At 30.3% G+C, this 16,390-nt stretch carries 13 protein-coding genes and 2 tRNA genes; 4 read left to right on the top strand and 11 right to left on the bottom strand.

All coding sequences use genetic code 11. The annotated features are described in order from the left end of the window. Positions 1-6: 6 nt before the first annotated feature. The 3 genes from ABGB03_RS12685 to ABGB03_RS12675 all read left to right on the top strand — a co-directional run bounded on the left by ABGB03_RS12685 (position 7) and on the right by ABGB03_RS12675 (position 1,964). A tRNA-Gly gene (locus ABGB03_RS12685) sits at positions 7-78 on the top strand. 23 nt (positions 79-101) lie between these two features. After that, a tRNA-Leu gene (locus tag ABGB03_RS12680) sits at positions 102-185 on the top strand. A 339-nt stretch (positions 186-524) separates the two neighbouring features. Then, positions 525-1,964 (top strand): T9SS type A sorting domain-containing protein, encoded by a 1,440-nt coding sequence (locus ABGB03_RS12675; RefSeq protein ID WP_347922943.1) that lies wholly within the window; start codon positions 525-527, stop codon positions 1,962-1,964. A 78-nt stretch (positions 1,965-2,042) separates the two neighbouring features. On the opposite strand, the gene ABGB03_RS12670 is transcribed toward ABGB03_RS12675, so the two are convergent. From ABGB03_RS12670 to ABGB03_RS12660, 3 genes are all read right to left on the bottom strand, one after another. After that, positions 2,043-4,058 (bottom strand): penicillin acylase family protein, encoded by a 2,016-nt coding sequence (locus ABGB03_RS12670; RefSeq protein WP_347922942.1) that lies wholly within the window; start codon positions 4,056-4,058, stop codon positions 2,043-2,045. Positions 4,059-4,202: 144 nt separating this feature from the next. Beyond that, complete coding sequence (locus ABGB03_RS12665) at positions 4,203-4,961, bottom strand: AraC family transcriptional regulator (protein ID WP_347922941.1); 759 nt, start codon at positions 4,959-4,961, stop codon at positions 4,203-4,205. Between the two features lie 603 nt (positions 4,962-5,564). Further along, positions 5,565-6,488, bottom strand: a complete 924-nt coding sequence (locus tag ABGB03_RS12660) for a DPP IV N-terminal domain-containing protein (RefSeq protein ID WP_347922940.1) — start codon at positions 6,486-6,488, stop codon at positions 5,565-5,567. A gap of 247 nt (positions 6,489-6,735) precedes the next feature. Between ABGB03_RS12660 and ABGB03_RS12655 the strand changes: the two genes are divergently transcribed. Further along, a complete protein-coding gene (locus ABGB03_RS12655; protein ID WP_347922939.1) occupies positions 6,736-8,898 on the top strand; it encodes a penicillin acylase family protein in 2,163 nt (720 codons plus the stop codon). Between the two features lie 412 nt (positions 8,899-9,310). On the opposite strand, the gene ABGB03_RS12650 is transcribed toward ABGB03_RS12655, so the two are convergent. The 8 genes from ABGB03_RS12650 to ABGB03_RS12615 form a co-directional block, all read right to left on the bottom strand. Continuing rightward, entirely contained in the window at positions 9,311-9,850 is a 540-nt protein-coding gene (locus ABGB03_RS12650) for a hypothetical protein (protein ID WP_347922938.1), read from the bottom strand. Continuing rightward, positions 9,847-10,272 carry a hypothetical protein gene (locus ABGB03_RS12645; protein ID WP_347922937.1) on the bottom strand — a complete coding sequence of 142 codons (426 nt, stop codon included), beginning with the start codon at positions 10,270-10,272 and terminating at the stop codon, positions 9,847-9,849. Before ABGB03_RS12645 ends, ABGB03_RS12650 begins: the two co-directional genes overlap by 4 nt. Before the next feature lie 226 nt (positions 10,273-10,498). Next, the gene (locus ABGB03_RS12640; RefSeq protein WP_347922936.1) at positions 10,499-11,569 is read right to left on the bottom strand and encodes a serine hydrolase; all 1,071 of its coding nucleotides are present in this window, start codon (positions 11,567-11,569) and stop codon (positions 10,499-10,501) included. 6 nt (positions 11,570-11,575) lie between these two features. Next, positions 11,576-12,505, bottom strand: coding sequence for a hypothetical protein (locus ABGB03_RS12635; protein WP_347922935.1), 930 nt, complete (start codon positions 12,503-12,505; stop codon positions 11,576-11,578). A gap of 194 nt (positions 12,506-12,699) precedes the next feature. After that, a complete protein-coding gene (locus ABGB03_RS12630; RefSeq protein ID WP_347922934.1) occupies positions 12,700-13,437 on the bottom strand; it encodes a CPBP family intramembrane glutamic endopeptidase in 738 nt (245 codons plus the stop codon). A gap of 23 nt (positions 13,438-13,460) precedes the next feature. Beyond that, positions 13,461-14,009 (bottom strand): hypothetical protein, encoded by a 549-nt coding sequence (locus ABGB03_RS12625; RefSeq protein ID WP_347922933.1) that lies wholly within the window; start codon positions 14,007-14,009, stop codon positions 13,461-13,463. 155 nt (positions 14,010-14,164) lie between these two features. After that, on the bottom strand, positions 14,165-15,226 hold the full coding sequence (locus tag ABGB03_RS12620; protein WP_347922932.1) for a DUF4932 domain-containing protein: 1,062 nt from the start codon (positions 15,224-15,226) through the stop codon (positions 14,165-14,167). Positions 15,227-15,240: 14 nt separating this feature from the next. Further along, positions 15,241-16,371: a serine hydrolase domain-containing protein gene (locus tag ABGB03_RS12615; protein WP_347922931.1), complete on the bottom strand. Its 1,131-nt coding sequence runs from the start codon at positions 16,369-16,371 to the stop codon at positions 15,241-15,243. Positions 16,372-16,390 lie beyond the last annotated feature (19 nt).

The raw sequence follows: 16,390 nt of genomic DNA, 5'->3' as shown, positions 1-16,390 counted from the left end.
AAAACTGCGAAAGTAGCTCAGGGGTAGAGCATCACCTTGCCAAGGTGAGGGTCGCGGGTTCAAATCCCGTCTTTCGCTCTACACTATAAAAATATACCAATGCTGAAGTGGTGGAATTGGTAGACACGTTGGACTTAAAATCCAATGGACATTAGTCCGTGCGGGTTCAAGTCCCGCCTTCAGTACAAAAGCCTTTGTAAGATTTCTTATAAAGGCTTTTTTTATTCAGGTACAACATAGGTACAACAAATTAGATTTAATCGTTTGTTTTTATCTCCTATAATATTCTACTAATTTCTGTCCGAGTAAATGTAGTAACTCCAATTCATTCAATGGATGCAAATGGGATAAATATTGAGCAAAAGTCTTGTTTAAAATAACGCTTAATTATTTATTACTTACAATTAACAATAGGTTTGCCTATCCATATTAACTCTTAAAATCATAATTCATTACTTACACATCATTTTTTAAAATCTCAACCAGTTTAATAGCTTGTTTTGTACAACAAAACAATATTTGACATGAAAAAACAATTACAATTATTAGTATTTATTTTACCATTAGCTATTTTTAGCCAAACACAATTAGGTATTAATATTGATGGTGAAAATTGGGAGGACCGATTTGGAAGTTCAGCCTCTATATCAGGTGATGGAACTGTTGTTGCAATAGGCGCTTCTAATAACGGAGGTAACGGGGCAGCATCAGGTCATGTTCGAGTATTTCAATTTAGTGGTGGTGCATGGTTACAATTGGGTAGTGATATTGATGGAGAAGCACCGAGTGATCAATCTGGTCGAGCAGTAAGCTTATCTAATGATGGCTTCACGGTAGCAATTGGAACACCTTTTAATGATGGTAATGGCACTAAATCAGGTCATGTACGCGTATACCAATTTAGTGGCGGTAGTTGGTCACAGCTGGGGGTAGATATAGATGGCGTATCAGACAGTTCATCAGGTGATTCAATTAGTATGTCTGGTGATGGAACTATAGTAGCTATTGGAGCGAATTCAGATGATGGAAATGGAACTAATTCTGGTCATGTAAGAGTATATCAATACAATGGTGGCACATGGTCAAAATTAGGAGGTGATATTGACGGTGAAACAGCAGGTGATTTATCAGGTGCTTCTGTAAGCCTAAGTAATGATGGCTCTACAGTTGTTATTGGAGCTTTATATAATGATGGTAATGGAATTGATGCTGGGCATGTAAGAATTTATAGATACAGCGGTGGTACTTGGTCACAATTAGGTGACGATATAGATGGTGAAGCAGCAAATGATAGATCTGGATCTGTGAGTATTTCAAGCGATGGAAATATTGTGGCTGTAGGCTCTTTTCTTAATGATGGAAACGGTAACGCATCAGGTAGTGTGCGAGTTTTTCAATATAGCGGTGGTAGTTGGTCACAATTGGGAGGAGATATAGATGGTGAAGCAGCAGATAGTCGTTTAGGTGAATTTGTAGCTATATCAGCCAATGGATCTATTGTAGCTACTGGCGCTCCATCTGGTGATAATTATGTTCAAGTGTTTCAATATATTGGGGGTGTGTGGTCTAAAGCTGGATCAAATATAGATGTTAATGCTTCATCAGCGGGCACTTCAGTAAGTCTATCAAATGATGGTTCTAAAGTTGCTTTTGGTGCCCCAAGTAATCTTGGAGGTAAAGGTAGTGCTTATGTGTTTGATGTTAGTGGAGTCATATTATCGTCAAATGAGTATGTATTGTCAAAATTTAGCATGTACCCAAACCCAGTAAAAAGTCAATTTAACATTGAACTTAAAGACGGTTTAGAGTTACAAAAAGCAAATGTTTATAATAATTTAGGTCAGTTAGTTGCTACCGAAACCAAACCTGTAATAAGAGCCTCTAATTTTGCTGATGGGCTTTATTATGTAGAAATTATTACAAATAAAGGGAAAGCAACTAAAAAAATAGCTGTTAAAAAATAAGTAGAATATGGTTGGAGAGTTCTATTTATTAAAAAAAAGCCTCAATTAAGTTGAGGCTTTTCTAAAAATAAATTGTATTTAATTTTTTACTATTTCCTTTAAATATAGATGTTTGTCTATATCGTTTGGATAAAACCAAATATCCCTAAGTTTTCCGTCTATTAATAACTCTAACTGGTCTCCATTAAAGGGAGAATCTTTTTGGGATGCATTTCCATAGCTCAAAACACCCTTTGCCCTAATTTTATCGCTGAATTCAACAACAGAGGTAAAGGCCGAACCACCTAATAAAGTATATTTTGTTTTAGACATAGGACGGTAAAAACCAGCATTAAAGCTACCAACTTCACTCAATCCTAGCCCTCCTTTAAAATTCTTGTTAGCATAATTAGTTTCGTATACTTCTCCCCAAGATATATCAAGTTTACTGTATTTCTCTTTTGTTTTTTCAACTGCTTTTAAAAGTAGTCTTTTGGCTTCTTTAGTAAGTGTATTTGGAGTGTTAAGAGGGTCTTCCTTTGTAAATTCAACTTCAAACACCTTAGTTTTCTTTAATGAGTTAAACCAATTTACATAAAGAACCGAGCCTTTGCTAGACGCATCTAAGGTTTTATCCCATTTTTTTAAAACTGCTGCAGCTTTATTTAATAACGAGTCTGTAGATGTTTCTGCAAATTCCACTAATTCAGGAAGTGTTCTATCTGTTAATTCAGCGTAAGTAGAAGACTGAAGCTTTACTATTTCATCAAAGCTAAGTTTATCTTCTTTAACAATCATTTTAAGAGAATTTCTGCTTCTATTATCGAAATTCATAAATGGTTTATCGGTAATATAGGATGCATAATCTTTAGGGAAGATTTCGTATGGGTAGGTACTTGTCCAAGGATCATTATTTGAGTTTGCTACAAAACCAGATTTTGGATTAGTGAATTTTGGCAAATCACTGTATAACACATATTCTGTTACTAGTGCACCTAGCTTATTCGATGGAATTATTTTAGACCATTCATTTAAATTACCTTCAGGACGTTTTGGGATTATTCCATTGTATAAATAGAATATATCTCCTGTTTTATCAGCATAAATAATATTTTGTAGTGGTAATTGTAGTTTTTTTGTGGCTGTTTTAAATTCATTTAAATTCTTTGCCTTGGCCATCTCATTAAATTGTTGCATAAAAAATGGACGGTCAAATCCAGATAGTCTTAAAGCGAGTGCTTTTCCATTTTTTTCTTCTATTATATAGCCAAAATCTGATTTTTTGACTTGAATAGTTTCAAATGAAATGCTGTCTTTCTTTTTTACTTTTATGATTTTTTCTGTTAACTCAATAGGTTTCCAACTTCCTTCAATTAAATATTTGTCATCCTCAATTTCTAACTCAATTAAATCCATAGTATCTGCTTGATTGAATGTAAGTGCCCATCCTAAATTTTCATTAAATCCCATCGCGATACTAGGGCTTCCTACTAAAGCTATTCCATAAATATTTAGGTTTTCACTTATTAAATGAGCCTCAAAAAACAAATAATCTGGAAACCAAGGTGGATGTGGTTGAGTAAGTAATAGCGCATTGCCAGTTTCAGATTTTGAAGGTCCTATAGCCCAAGCATTTGACCCTGCCGTTTTCCATTGGGAAGCTTGTGGCTGCATAGCAAAAGCGCCAACACTTAAATGATATGACACTTGAAGTTGTGCCAGTGGATCGATATGATTTAAAGGAAAAACTGCTTTAAGCTTGTCGCTTATTTGATTTGGATTGTTCTTATAAAAATCATTCATCCCTGCTACAAAGTTTATTAGCATTTTTTTTGTGTCTTCATTTTGAACATCATACCATTGTTGAGCTCTATTAGGAATATTAAGTCTATTTATTAGTTTATCACTTTCAAGGTTTTGCTTACCTCCCCAATATTCAGCTGAACGTCCTCTGGCTTTTGCATACGATTGCAAAATAAGATCTCCGTGTGCTTTCATTTGTGCCCAACCAAAAGCATAATAAGCATCTTCTTCATTTTGAGCGGATATATGTGGAACTCCCCAAGTATCCCATTTTATTTCAGTTTGTTTGGAATCTTGTGCGCAAGCGCTCATATTTATTATTAATAAAAGCACGAGAATCTTACTAATCTTAAAAATTGTCATTGTATTTGATTTAATGAATTACAATGCAAAATTAAGGGCACAAGAACTGTTTAATGTTCGCGAATCGTAATCTCGAACACATTTATAATAAAATTATCTTAGAAGTTTTTGTTTATACTGAGTCGGAGTATAACCTGTTTTCTTTTTAAAAGTTGTATTAAAAACTGATCGAGAATTGAATCCAACATCATACATGACTTCCATAATGGTTAATTGGTCATCTGAATTATTTTCTATTAAATCTATGGCTGATTTAATTCTAAAGGAATTAACATACTCAGAAAAGGAGCTGTTCAGAATATGATTTATGACCAATGATAAAGTTTTAGGGTGAGTATCCATTGACTGAGCTAAAGTAGTTAGGTCTAATTCAGAATCTAAATATGGTTTCTTGTTCTTCATGTAGATTTCTAGATTGTTAGCTAAAACCGTATGGACCTCATTAACTTGATTATTGGATTTGGCAATAAGCTTATCTTTTTTAACCAAATTAAAATCATCTTCTGAAATTTTTTGAAAGAAAAGAGGGTTTTTTAAACCTTGATATATAATAAGGTTTACAAGCATTAATATGCAAACTTGAACAACATGCTCTAATTTTATGGTTAACCCAATAATAGACAATTGGTTTAGTTGCATTTGAACAAGATTTAATACTAAAACAATAACCATACTAATCAAAAGGGTGTTAATCCATTTTATTTCCGAATGATTAATATTTGAAGACACTTGAAGCATCACCTTTTTATACTTTTCAACTTCAAAAAAACCAAGAAAGCAATAAAAAAGCATTACTGGAACAATTAGTAATTTAGCTGTATTACAAATGGCAACCCCAAATAAGGTAAGCATTACAATTGTTAAAAAGGGCAAAGAGTGAAGTGATTCTAATAATTTTATAACAAAGTTTTTACGTAGATGAGATTTTATATATAAAAATAATAAAGGCCCATAGAGAAACCCATAAACACAGCTATATTTTGGCAAAACATTTAAATATAAACTATTAGATAGTAGTACATTATAAATAAAATGTACTCCTAATACGAATAAAAAACCTGCCAAAAATTTATTTTCTTTTTTTTTATTGTATTTAGGAGTAATCAATACAATTGCAAATAGCAAACTTTGCCAAATTATTAAACTATGAATGATATTGATAGATTCTATTTTCATTTAATAAACTACTTATTGTAAAAGTATGTTCTTTTTGCTAAATGAAAAACTATGCATTACAAAATATATAATTAAGCTTAACTAATATTATTAATGTTTATTATATACCATAATTATAAGATTTCAAATCTTATTTAATGCAATTAATTCATGTTACTAATTAAATAGTTTTGGCAACTTTAATGTGTGGTGAGATTAGGGTCCAGGTTCCCAAATTACTATTTTAAAAATATTTACGATTCTTAACATAAAATTCAAAAAATGAAGAAATATTGTTATTTATATGCCTATCAATTTAGTTGTTGTTTTCTTTTTTAAATTAAATAGATAGATTCCTTTATGATTTTTAACCCAACCATTTTTATAGATGATTTGCTTCCCGTTTGGAGAAAACCTAGGCTGAAAACAACCTCCTTCACATTCAATAATTTTCTTTAGGTTACTACCATCTTTATTAACTAAATAAATGGAAGAACTATTGATGTCCTTAGTAGCTTGATTAACAAAAATAATTTTCTTACCATCACTAGACCAACTAGGGTTATATGATACAACTTCTAAATTCTCAATAGGTATAATCTTTTTATTATTCATATTAAAGATAGATACATGAAATTTATCTTTTTTTAATTTAGATTTAGCAGCAAAAAGCAACTCGATTCCATTAGAAGCTATTCTTGGATACACATAATTCATAGACGAATCAATAACTAATTCATTATTCGTTTTTCCATTTAAATCAGTAATAAATACTCTTCTAGATTTTGTTGGTTTGTTAAATTGACTATAAACAATAGACTGAGAATCTGGCAGCCAAGAAGGAGTTACAGAATCAACATCATAATTAGTTATTTTCTTAATAACTTTGGTTTCTACATTATACACATACACTTCTATATCTCCTGGCTCGCCAGTTGTAAATGCTATTTTTTTTCCATCTGGAGACCATGACGGTGTATATTCAGGCTTATCTGTAGTTGTTATTTGTACATTAGATTTTGTTTTTAAATCAAAAACATATAAATCACTTTTATCATTAGATTCCAAAATATAAGCAAATTGATTGCCATCGGGAGACCATGATGGCGCTCCATAGTTACTAGTTTCTTGTCCATAAAAAGAAGAACATAATAACAGATTTAATAAAACAATAATGTTTACTGTTTTTGGTCTAAAGTGATGATATAGTATATTTTTAATCATAAATTTCAATAATATTAGTATTAAATTCAATTATACTAACCTTTAAATAAAGGTACATCATTTTATCTCAATTTATATATATGTATACATCGTTATTAGGGTTATTCATATCAAATTTAAAAACATTCAACTCATTTACACTAAAGCAAAAAGGTTTTTGATAACTTTAATATGTGCAAATTTTAAAATCAAGCCAACAATATTCTAATTAATTTTGGTTTGTATAAACAAAGTAACACATCAAATAATGAAATCTTATTATCTATTACTACTACTGCCTTTCGTTTCTTGCCAAAATAAAAGCATCACAAATACAACACAACTTGCTGACTCAGTAACCATTTTTAGAGATGAGTTTGGTGTACCCCATGTATATGGAGAAGATGATAAAAGTGCTGCTTTTGGATTTGCCTATGCTCAAGCTGAAGATAATTTTCCAATTATTGAGGACAACTACATTGACGCCCTTGGTAGAAGTACAGAGGTTATAGGCAATGATGGAATCTTGGATGACTGGTTAAACAGATCGTTGGAGATTGTAAAATATGCCAAATTAGAATACGACTCTTTTTCACCAGAAGTAAAAGCTATATGTGATGGTTACTCTAGCGGTTTAAATTATTATTTAGAAAAAAATCCTGATGTTAAACCAAAGCTCCTTAATCATTTTGAACCATGGCATATAGTGGCATTTATTAACTATTTATACTATCAAAAGGTATTATTGGTTCACTATTCTAATTTGCCTGAGGCTGGGTTCAAAGATGCTTTTCAAAAATTGAATGGTTCTAAAAGCCTAAATATCGCAAATTTAGACTTCAACAATAAGAAAAATGAAAGTGAAGGGTCAAATACTTGGGCAATAAATGGTGAAAAGAGTGAATCTGGTAATGCACTATTATTTATAAATCCGCATTTAGGATTTTTTGGAAATTCACAAGTTTACGAAGCACATATTATGAGTAAATCTGGTTGGAATTTTACTGGATACACACGATTTGGTTTTCCGTTTCCTTATGTAGGTTTTGGAGAAAATATTGGATGGTCTAGTACCGATAATAATGCTGATTTAGTTGATGCATATATTGAACAAATAGATTTTGCTTCTGAAAATATAACGTATCAATATGAAGGAGAATCAAAACCTCTTAAGAGCTGGAAAGAAACACTAAAAATTAAAGATGGAGAAAAGGAAACTATAAAAGAGTTTACTTTTTATAAAACACACCATGGTCCACTAATTAGTACACAAAACAATCAATTTCTGGCTGTGAGAATGGCAAAATATGAAACTCCTGGTTGGTTGTCTCAATGGTATTGGATGACCAAAGCACAAAATTTTGAGGAATTTAAAAAAGCAGCTTCTACATTAGAAGTGCAATTTGGTAATTACACGTATGCAGATGTAGATGGCAATATTATGTACGTGTATAATGCTGCGGTACCAAAACGCTCAGAAAAATATGATTGGACACAACCTGTTGATGGTAGTACATCAGACACTGAATGGTTAGGTTATCATACGTTTGATGAACTTCCTAAAGTAATTAATCCATCCTCTGGCTGGATTCAGAATTGCAATGGCACTCCTTTTTTAGCAACACTTAACGATAATCCTAATCCTAGTGATTTTCCTTCATATATGGTAGTTGAAAACGACAATATGCGTAGTGAGCAATCTCGTAGAATTCTTTATGAAACCACTATGTTTAATTTTGATAGTTTACGTGAACTCTCATATTCAACCTATCTATTAAGTGCCGAAAAGCAATTACCATCCTTATTCAAAAGTTGGCAAAATTGTAACAATAGCCTTTTAAAAACACCTAAAATAGACGAAGCCATTTCTTTATTACAAAATTGGGATTATAAAAGCACGATAGCATCAGTTGCTACAACCATCTATATTCATTGGAACGAAGAAAGAAGACAACTGGATAAAAATATGGAGTATGTAGATTTAATTGCTTTACAAAACGCCATGAGCAAACTAGAGACAAAATGGAATACATGGAAAGTAGCTTGGGGCGATATTAATCGCCATCAAAGATTTTTAGACAAAGGAGACAATAAACTACAATTTAACGATTCGCTACCAAGTTTACCTATTGCAGGCGTACCTTCTTGGACTGGAGCAACATTTACCTTTTGGACACAAGCTACAGACGATACTAAAAAGCGTTATGGTATTGGAGGAAATAGTTATGTGAGCATTATTGAGTTTGCCAAAAACAATGTAAAGGCTGAGTCATTACATTATTTTGGTGCTAGTGGCAATCCATCCTCACCACATTATTTTGACCAAGCTAAAAGATATACACAGGGTAATTATAAAAGAGCGTATCTAACTTTAAAAGAAGTAAAAGAAAATGCAATAAAAGCCTATAAACCTGGTTTTAAAGCTAAATAATAAAATTTCCCTTGGTTATAAAATTAATAGCGATTCTAACAAGCATCTAATTACCTAATTAACCCAATTTCTTTATGTACTGCTTTGAGTAATTTAAATGGTTCATGTCCTATATCATTAACAATTATTATTTTAATTTTATGATTATTATATGGGTTGAGTTTATTCATGTTTTTTGATTAGAATATGTGTTACAATCGATTAATTATATATTTGATATATCAAATATATAGCAAGTACTTTTTAAGAGTTTCGATTTTTGCTATTTTCAAATCAATAAAAACCACTCCTAATGTATTATTTTTGGTCTTTAAATCATGATTCAAGCACTAGGCTTCAAAGAAGATGATTTTACGTGGCTGAATGGCCATGTGTTTCACCAAAAGCCATAATAGATTTATTTTGTGCAATACTACATGGAAAGAACCCTTAACCTACGTTTTCTCTCTTTCTGATATATAGTATCCCTTTTTATAGATTCAGGAATATGCATTACTTTGCCCTTTTCAAAGCCAAGAAAGAGTATAAAGTGACCTGCATCTTTTAGTAATCCATTGAATTTAAAATGCGGTTGGATTTCTCTGTAAGGAATATTTCCCATATTACTTTTGTTTAACTCAATAAGTTTTGGTCTCGGTGAATGAATATATTTTTTGAACAATTGCATTTCTTTATTATCGAATGCAGGAGGTATAATTATGGCTATACTTTTTGGGTGTTTTTTTAATAATTCTGAAGTGAACCCCTTACCTGACAATTCAGTATGTTGAGAGCCAAAAATTAATAGCGCTTTGAGTTTTTTTTCATAAATTTCTTTTTCAATTATCTTAATAGGATATCTACCACGATTTGAAAATGGTTCAAAGTCATTATAGCTATTAACTTTACTCCAATCTATTGGAGGATCTGCGGCAATAACTCTAATTTTCTTGTTGTTGAATTTTTGATTCACTTCTCGAACAGCCAAAAAAACTGCTCATATACTGGAGAATCCCATACACCACCAACTTGTGTTGTGTTCTGCCACACTTTTCTTAATTTTTGAATAGGAATATTTTTGCCATTAACATAATCATCGATAATATCTTGATATAATGGGTTAGCAAACTCTACTACAATTACATCGACTATTTGGGGAAAATTTCTATGTTTAATTAAACTTAATCTAAAATTAGATTCATTTAACCTACCGTGATTCTCTCCTAATGCTACTATTTGATTTTCATTGAATAAGTTTAAAACAGTATTCGCAAGCTCATTATAATTATTGGTAGAAATCTGAGAATTAGCTGAATTTGTTAATAAAATAGAAATGATTAATACTGTAACCTTTGATTTCCAAATTAATTGGTATTGAAGTGTTGCTGAATTCATTAAATTTAATAATTTAATTAGTTTAGGGATTTAATCAAAATGTGTTACAACAAAAGTATAGCAAACACTTTTTAAGAGTATCAATTTTCGGCATTCTCAAATCAATAAGAATTACTTCCAATGTGATATTTAAGCTATTGGAATCATAAATTAAGCTTTTAGCTTCAAAGAAGATTATTTTTATGCATCACTTCTAACTGTAAAATTCATAGGGAATCGAATAGAATCATAACGAATCCATAAGCTTTTTAAATATTGTATTTAAAAATGTACTCGAATGCGTAGCCGCTTGGGTAGGGTTTAATTGAAACTCATGATTGGTTACTACGATAAGTTCATCTTCAGGAACACAAAGCAATAACTGCCCTCCATAGCCTAACCCGAAAAATACAGACTTACCATTATATGTCCCATTCCACCATAAGTTACTATAATGTAAATTTTCAATGGGTCCGTAATTACCGTTTAAGTCTATTTTTTGATTCCAACTGTTATTAACCCAATCATTTGTTACTATTTGGTCTCCTTTAAACATTCCGCCTTCTAAATATAAATACCCAATCTTAGCACAATCACGAGCCCTTAAAACTAGTCCAGCATCTGACCTTGTAATGCCCTGAGGGTCTTTATCCCAATGGTAATTAGTAACACCTATTTTCTGGAATAAATTTGTGTTTGCAAAATCACTATAACTCATTTCAGATTCTTTATTCAAAACATGAGCAAGCAAAGACACAGCCCCAGAATTATAGTTAAATGTAACTCCTGGATTATCTAAAATCTCTTTTGAAAAAAGATATTCTAAAGGATTGGTAATTTGAGTGTACCAATTTATTGCTTCATTGTTTTCGTTCCAGTTAAACCCTGACTGCATATTTAAAATATGTTGCACTGATAATTCCTGGAGTCTATCATCTGAAGATTCATTAATGTAAGTAGGAAAATAATCTTCAATTTTTATTTCCGTACTAGGAAAAAGGTCTTCTTTTTGTGCAATACCAAATACGATTGATGAAACACTTTTAGTAATAGATCGTATATGAAGCAGTGATTCTTTGTTTTTACCATTATAGTAATTTTCAGAAATTAATTTTCCGTTTTTAACAATGATAAAACTATAAATATTAGGAAGATTACTTGCTTGTAAGGATAACTCATCAATTAAACTATTTGATAACCCGACTGTACTGGGTAATGCTTCTTCCCATTTAAACGCAGACTTTTGTGTGTTTTCATTAACATCATTACTATTTGAACAGGAAAAAAAAGTAATAAAAAGAGAAAGTAAATATTTCATTATTGGCTAATTTATTTTAAAAGAGACCATATAAATTTTACTCAAACCGTTATTACTTTCAACAGTATGTTTTTTAAACTCTGAAATAGTATCAAACTTTTTTGATTTGATGTTATTTCTCTTACTCGTAAAATATAAGATTTGATTTTCTTCATCATAAAATGGGCAATATTCCATATACTTTGTATTGATGGGAATTCCTAAATTTGTTGCCTTTCCCCATTTTCCATTTGCATCCTTTTTCGAAATGTATAAATCACCACTCCCTTGACCATCTTTTTCTCCATATCTTGTATACAATATGAAATCTTCCTCTTCTGAAATAAAAGCATTAAATTCATAACCATCACTATTAATGTTTTCACCTAATAAAACTGGGGTTGAATACTTACCATTTTTCCACTCACAAAAATAAATATCATCTTTGCCAAAACCATTTGGAGAGTCCATTGTAAAATATAGGTTGTTATTTTTACTTACTGAAGGGTAAAATTCATCTAAGTCTGTATTGATTGGTTTTCCAATATTCTTAGGTTTTGACCAATCATCATCTTTACTATCTCTATCCACATACCAAATATCAAAATCCTTTTTATTAGTAACAGAATCGCTCAATGGTCTATCAGAAACAAATAACAATCGATTTCCATTAAATGACAAAAAGGGTTCTAAATACATATATGAGTCGCAAAAAGGCAATAACTTTGGTTCTGACCATTCGTTATTTTCTTTTTTAATGTAAGCTATTTGAGAAATTTCTTGACCAGGACTTTGAATTGTAAAAAATGCTTCTTTGTGGTTTTTTGAAATAGAAAAATCTCGAACATTGAGAAATTGATTTAGTGATTTATCAAATTGTTTGATATCATTTTTATTTTGAGCTATTAATAAATTTGAAGTAAAAATCAACGCTACAATTAATGTGTTTTTTGTCATAATTATATATTATTACTTTATAAAACCCTGTTTATGTTTTAAACGTTATAGTATTTACTTTTTAAATCTTACCACCTTCGACATTTACAAAACCTTCCTTTTCGATACTTCTTTTGCAAGACATATAAAAAATTATGGATAAGGCACAAAAAAGGGTAATTAGCTTTTTCATTATTTATTTTTATTGTAAAAAATTAAAGCATTCTCATTAAAGATGTTATAAAATTTAATAAGTTATGCGATACAAGAGCTAATAGTATACTTCCACTCTTAACTGTTATCCAACCATATAAGTAACCTATAAGTGTTGTTCTAATAAAGGGATAGGCATAGAATGTCACTTCTAATGAGTCGTTTAAAAATAAACCATGCCCAAACCCAAACATAAGTGACGCCACAAGTATAGCAGGGTTTATTCTAGATTTTTTAAAAAGCTTTTTCTCTGAAGATAACACTTGTACTAAAAGCCCAATTATAATAGCTCTAGAAGCCACTTCTTCTTGAATTCCAGGCATTGTTAATTGATATAATAGTGTATCTAAGCTCCAAGGCATTTTATTACTCAAAAAGACATAAGAAATGACTTCAATTAATATATAAACTAAAAGAATAAGTATACCTTTTTTTAAAAATGATTTATTTTGCTTTAAAGTAAGGTAGTAATCTTTTAGTTGAAACTTTCCATACACAACCAAAAATAATAGAACACCAAGGGTAGCATACAATTTACCAGACCAATTCCATTTACTATCAAATAGCACTAATGACTCATATTCTATTGGAACAATCATTAAAACGTTGGAAAGTAGTGCTATGGAAGCAAAAGCTAATATAACTTTTAGTGTTTGCCTTTTTTTGTCTTTTAAAGAGTAGATGATTATTGGTGAAATTAACACTAAATAAAAGAGTGTTTCTAAAATTGCTTTTTTCATTGAGATTGATTTTAAACTTTATACTAATTAGACACTTTCTTTGTAGCAATTTGAGCATGAGTTATAATAGAAAATCCATTACCGTAAGTACGTTGCGAAATGTATAAGTGAATATTACTATCGAGTATTGTATATGTAATATTATCTACAGCGTTTTCATCTTCATATATTACTGTTTCTACCATCTTTCCATCAACTAGTTTTGTAGTATATTTTATTTTTTTACCTGTAGCAATCTCTAAATAATTATTCTCCCAGCTATCTGTTTCTTCAATATAGTCGTAAGTGATTTTAAGGATTAATTCTCCTTTATCATTAAGAGTTTCTTCAACGAACGTAAGACCGTTATCTGCTACATAAACCTTATGTTTTCCAGTCCCTGTTTTCCACTTGTATCGACTTATTAATGCTTTGTGAGTAGCATCCCATTCTCCAATGCGAAATGCATATTGATACACACCTTTAGGCGCATTTACACTAATACCTAATTCATCTTTTTCAATTGGTATATTATTTTGCGCCTTGCAGCTCAAAAAGGTTATAAACAGTAATAATAGAATGTAATTTTTCATGTTTTTTTTATAAAGAAACTAAATACTACTTATGAATTTTGATAATTGATTTAGATGATGCTAAAAATGATTTAGAACGATAATTTATTCTTCCCTATTAGTAATTCTTTCACATAATTAATATTAGGTTTGCATAAGCGACAACTATTCTAGTTCTAGTTACACTTTTCTTTTTCTGCATGAAGATAGCTAGCTATTTCTGGCATAAAGGCCTCTAAATTTTTATATGTGTTTCTGTTAGATTTATACTTTTTTATAAGTGGTACCAGTCCTTTTAAATAGATGAAACGTCCGTTTTCATAAAAATCTATATATAATTTGCTTGCGGTTTTGCTTCCTAATATTTCTTCGGTAAGAATCACTTCATTTGCTCTAACTAAATGTTCATATAAACATGATTTCCATGTTGAGTAAGCTTGTTTTTTCATAGCTTCTTTTATTGGGTTTAAAAGACAAGCATCTTTTTCGAGCTCATCAAAAAATTTGTCTACTAATGGATTACAAAAAGTATGACTGAATTCATGAATAATATAATCTTTAAGGAGTCTATTCGGGTCAAAATAGGGAACAGCCCTACTATTCTCTGATGGTCCAATAATTGCAAATAAATCTGTGCCTACCTTAGATTGGATTCTTGTAGCAAAACCACCATCATGTAATAATGGTGTTAGAATAATATTATAAGACTGTTGTTCTAAGCCATAATGTGTTTCCATGATTTTTACAATATCATGCTTTTCAATTTCGCTTTGAACATTTTCTATTAATTGATTATATAGCTCCTTATGGTTTTTATAGAATTGATGGAAGTTTGTTACTTCATAAAAATCTTTTAATTCAACAAAAAACTGTTGAATTTTATCTTTGTTCTTTTCAAATTTTATTTGAGATTGTTCTTTTATGGAAAACTCATGTTTTAAATTAAAACCTGGGAAATCGTAATGATACATTATCATTGGAACTTTATCGAAATTAAAAAAATCGTTTTGAATGTCTTGAATTAACCCAATAACTTCATGATTTATATAATCCTTAAAGTAAGTATCAATATCTTTAGTATAGTTTATATCTGCTTGTGTTAATAAAAAATAACCACTTAAATATTGTACTGTGGTAATGAGTTCCATTCTTTCATCAACAGTAGTGTTTATCTTTTTTGATTGACTGTTTATATTTAAACATTTTAGAATAAGGATAATTAAAAATAGATTTTTCATAAAACTCAATATTTTCAATTTGTAATCCTATATTTTTTTTCAAAAGCTTTTAAGCTTTTTCTTTCTAACTTTGTTGGTTGTAGAGCTTTTATAGGTTCATTATCTAAAATGCTATTTATAATATTTGCTAGAGACTTTACACTACTCATACTTCTATTAGTTAGAATAATAATAATTCTATTTTTCTTTTCATCTACTTCTGCCCAACTTACAAATCCTCTTTGACTACCTGAGTGATGGTATTTATTGCTACTATCTATTGTCCAAGCAAAACCATAATTAGATAAAGTATTATCATTTAAAACTGCAGGTTCTTTTGATTGACTTAACATGGCAGGGGAAAAGAAATCTTGATTTCCATAATATGCTCTTGTCCATTTAAATAAATCTTTAATAGTTAGTGCCACATTTTTGTCTCCATAAATTCCTTCAGGAGGCTTATTCTCCATTAATTTAAAGTCCGTAGTATAACGATTAGCTAAAAATTCATTGGCATTATCATTTGGGTTGATCAAATAAGCACTATTTAATCCAAGAGGAATAAAAAACTCTTTTTGCAGAAAACTTTGAAATGATATTTTAGAAACAGCTTCAATAATTGAAGCTAAAACAAGATATCCAGAATTTGTGTACTTAAAACTCTCTCCAGACGAAAAATCTAATTCTGGTTTTATCTCGTTAAATAGATTAAGAATGTATTTGTTTGTTAAAAAACTGGGTTCATTTTTATTTCTATTAGTAAACCATAGGTGTAAATATCCATGAAGCCCAGATGTATGGTTAAGAAGCTGTCTAATGGTAATATTTTTATATGGAAAATCTACTAAATATTTTGAAGCAAAGTCATCTAGATCTAGTTGAGAACGGTCACATAGAAGCATAATACCTGCAGCCGTAAACTGTTTAGAGATTGATGCGATGTTAAAAATTGTCTTATCAGAGATTGGTGTTAAAGACTCTGCTTTAGATAAACCATAAGATTTAATAAACTGAATGCTGTCTAGTGAACCAATTAGTAAGGTTCCATTAAACTGATTATTGCTATATAAATTATCAAATGATTTTTCAACTTTTTGATACTGACCATAGCTTAAATTTGTAGTAATTATAAAAGTAATTAATAATTTTAGAGTGTGATTTTTCATAATCTGCTTATTTCAATTT

The sequence above is a fragment of the Pontimicrobium sp. SW4 genome, assembly GCF_039954625.1.
Lineage (GTDB): Bacteria > Bacteroidota > Bacteroidia > Flavobacteriales > Flavobacteriaceae > Pontimicrobium.
This window is presented reverse-complemented; position numbering and strand designations above follow the sequence as displayed.

Bases quoted from the DNA above. Each gene is read 5' to 3' on its own strand.
- ABGB03_RS12670 (WP_347922942.1), bottom strand. From the start codon at position 4,058: ATGAGCGCTTGCGCACAAGATTCCAAACAAACTGAAATAAAATGGGAT.
- ABGB03_RS12635 (WP_347922935.1), bottom strand. From the start codon at position 12,505: ATGACAAAAAACACATTAATTGTAGCGTTGATTTTTACTTCAAATTTA.
- ABGB03_RS12665 (WP_347922941.1), bottom strand. From the start codon at position 4,961: ATGCTTACCTTATTTGGGGTTGCCATTTGTAATACAGCTAAATTACTA.
- ABGB03_RS12645 (WP_347922937.1), bottom strand. From the start codon at position 10,272: ATGAATTCAGCAACACTTCAATACCAATTAATTTGGAAATCAAAGGTT.
- ABGB03_RS12630 (WP_347922934.1), bottom strand. From the start codon at position 13,437: ATGAAAAAAGCAATTTTAGAAACACTCTTTTATTTAGTGTTAATTTCA.
- ABGB03_RS12640 (WP_347922936.1), bottom strand. From the start codon at position 11,569: ATGAAATATTTACTTTCTCTTTTTATTACTTTTTTTTCCTGTTCAAAT.
- ABGB03_RS12625 (WP_347922933.1), bottom strand. From the start codon at position 14,009: ATGAAAAATTACATTCTATTATTACTGTTTATAACCTTTTTGAGCTGC.
- ABGB03_RS12675 (WP_347922943.1), top strand. From the start codon at position 525: ATGAAAAAACAATTACAATTATTAGTATTTATTTTACCATTAGCTATT.
- ABGB03_RS12620 (WP_347922932.1), bottom strand. From the start codon at position 15,226: ATGAAAAATCTATTTTTAATTATCCTTATTCTAAAATGTTTAAATATA.
- ABGB03_RS12660 (WP_347922940.1), bottom strand. From the start codon at position 6,488: ATGATTAAAAATATACTATATCATCACTTTAGACCAAAAACAGTAAAC.
- ABGB03_RS12615 (WP_347922931.1), bottom strand. From the start codon at position 16,371: ATGAAAAATCACACTCTAAAATTATTAATTACTTTTATAATTACTACA.
- ABGB03_RS12655 (WP_347922939.1), top strand. From the start codon at position 6,736: ATGAAATCTTATTATCTATTACTACTACTGCCTTTCGTTTCTTGCCAA.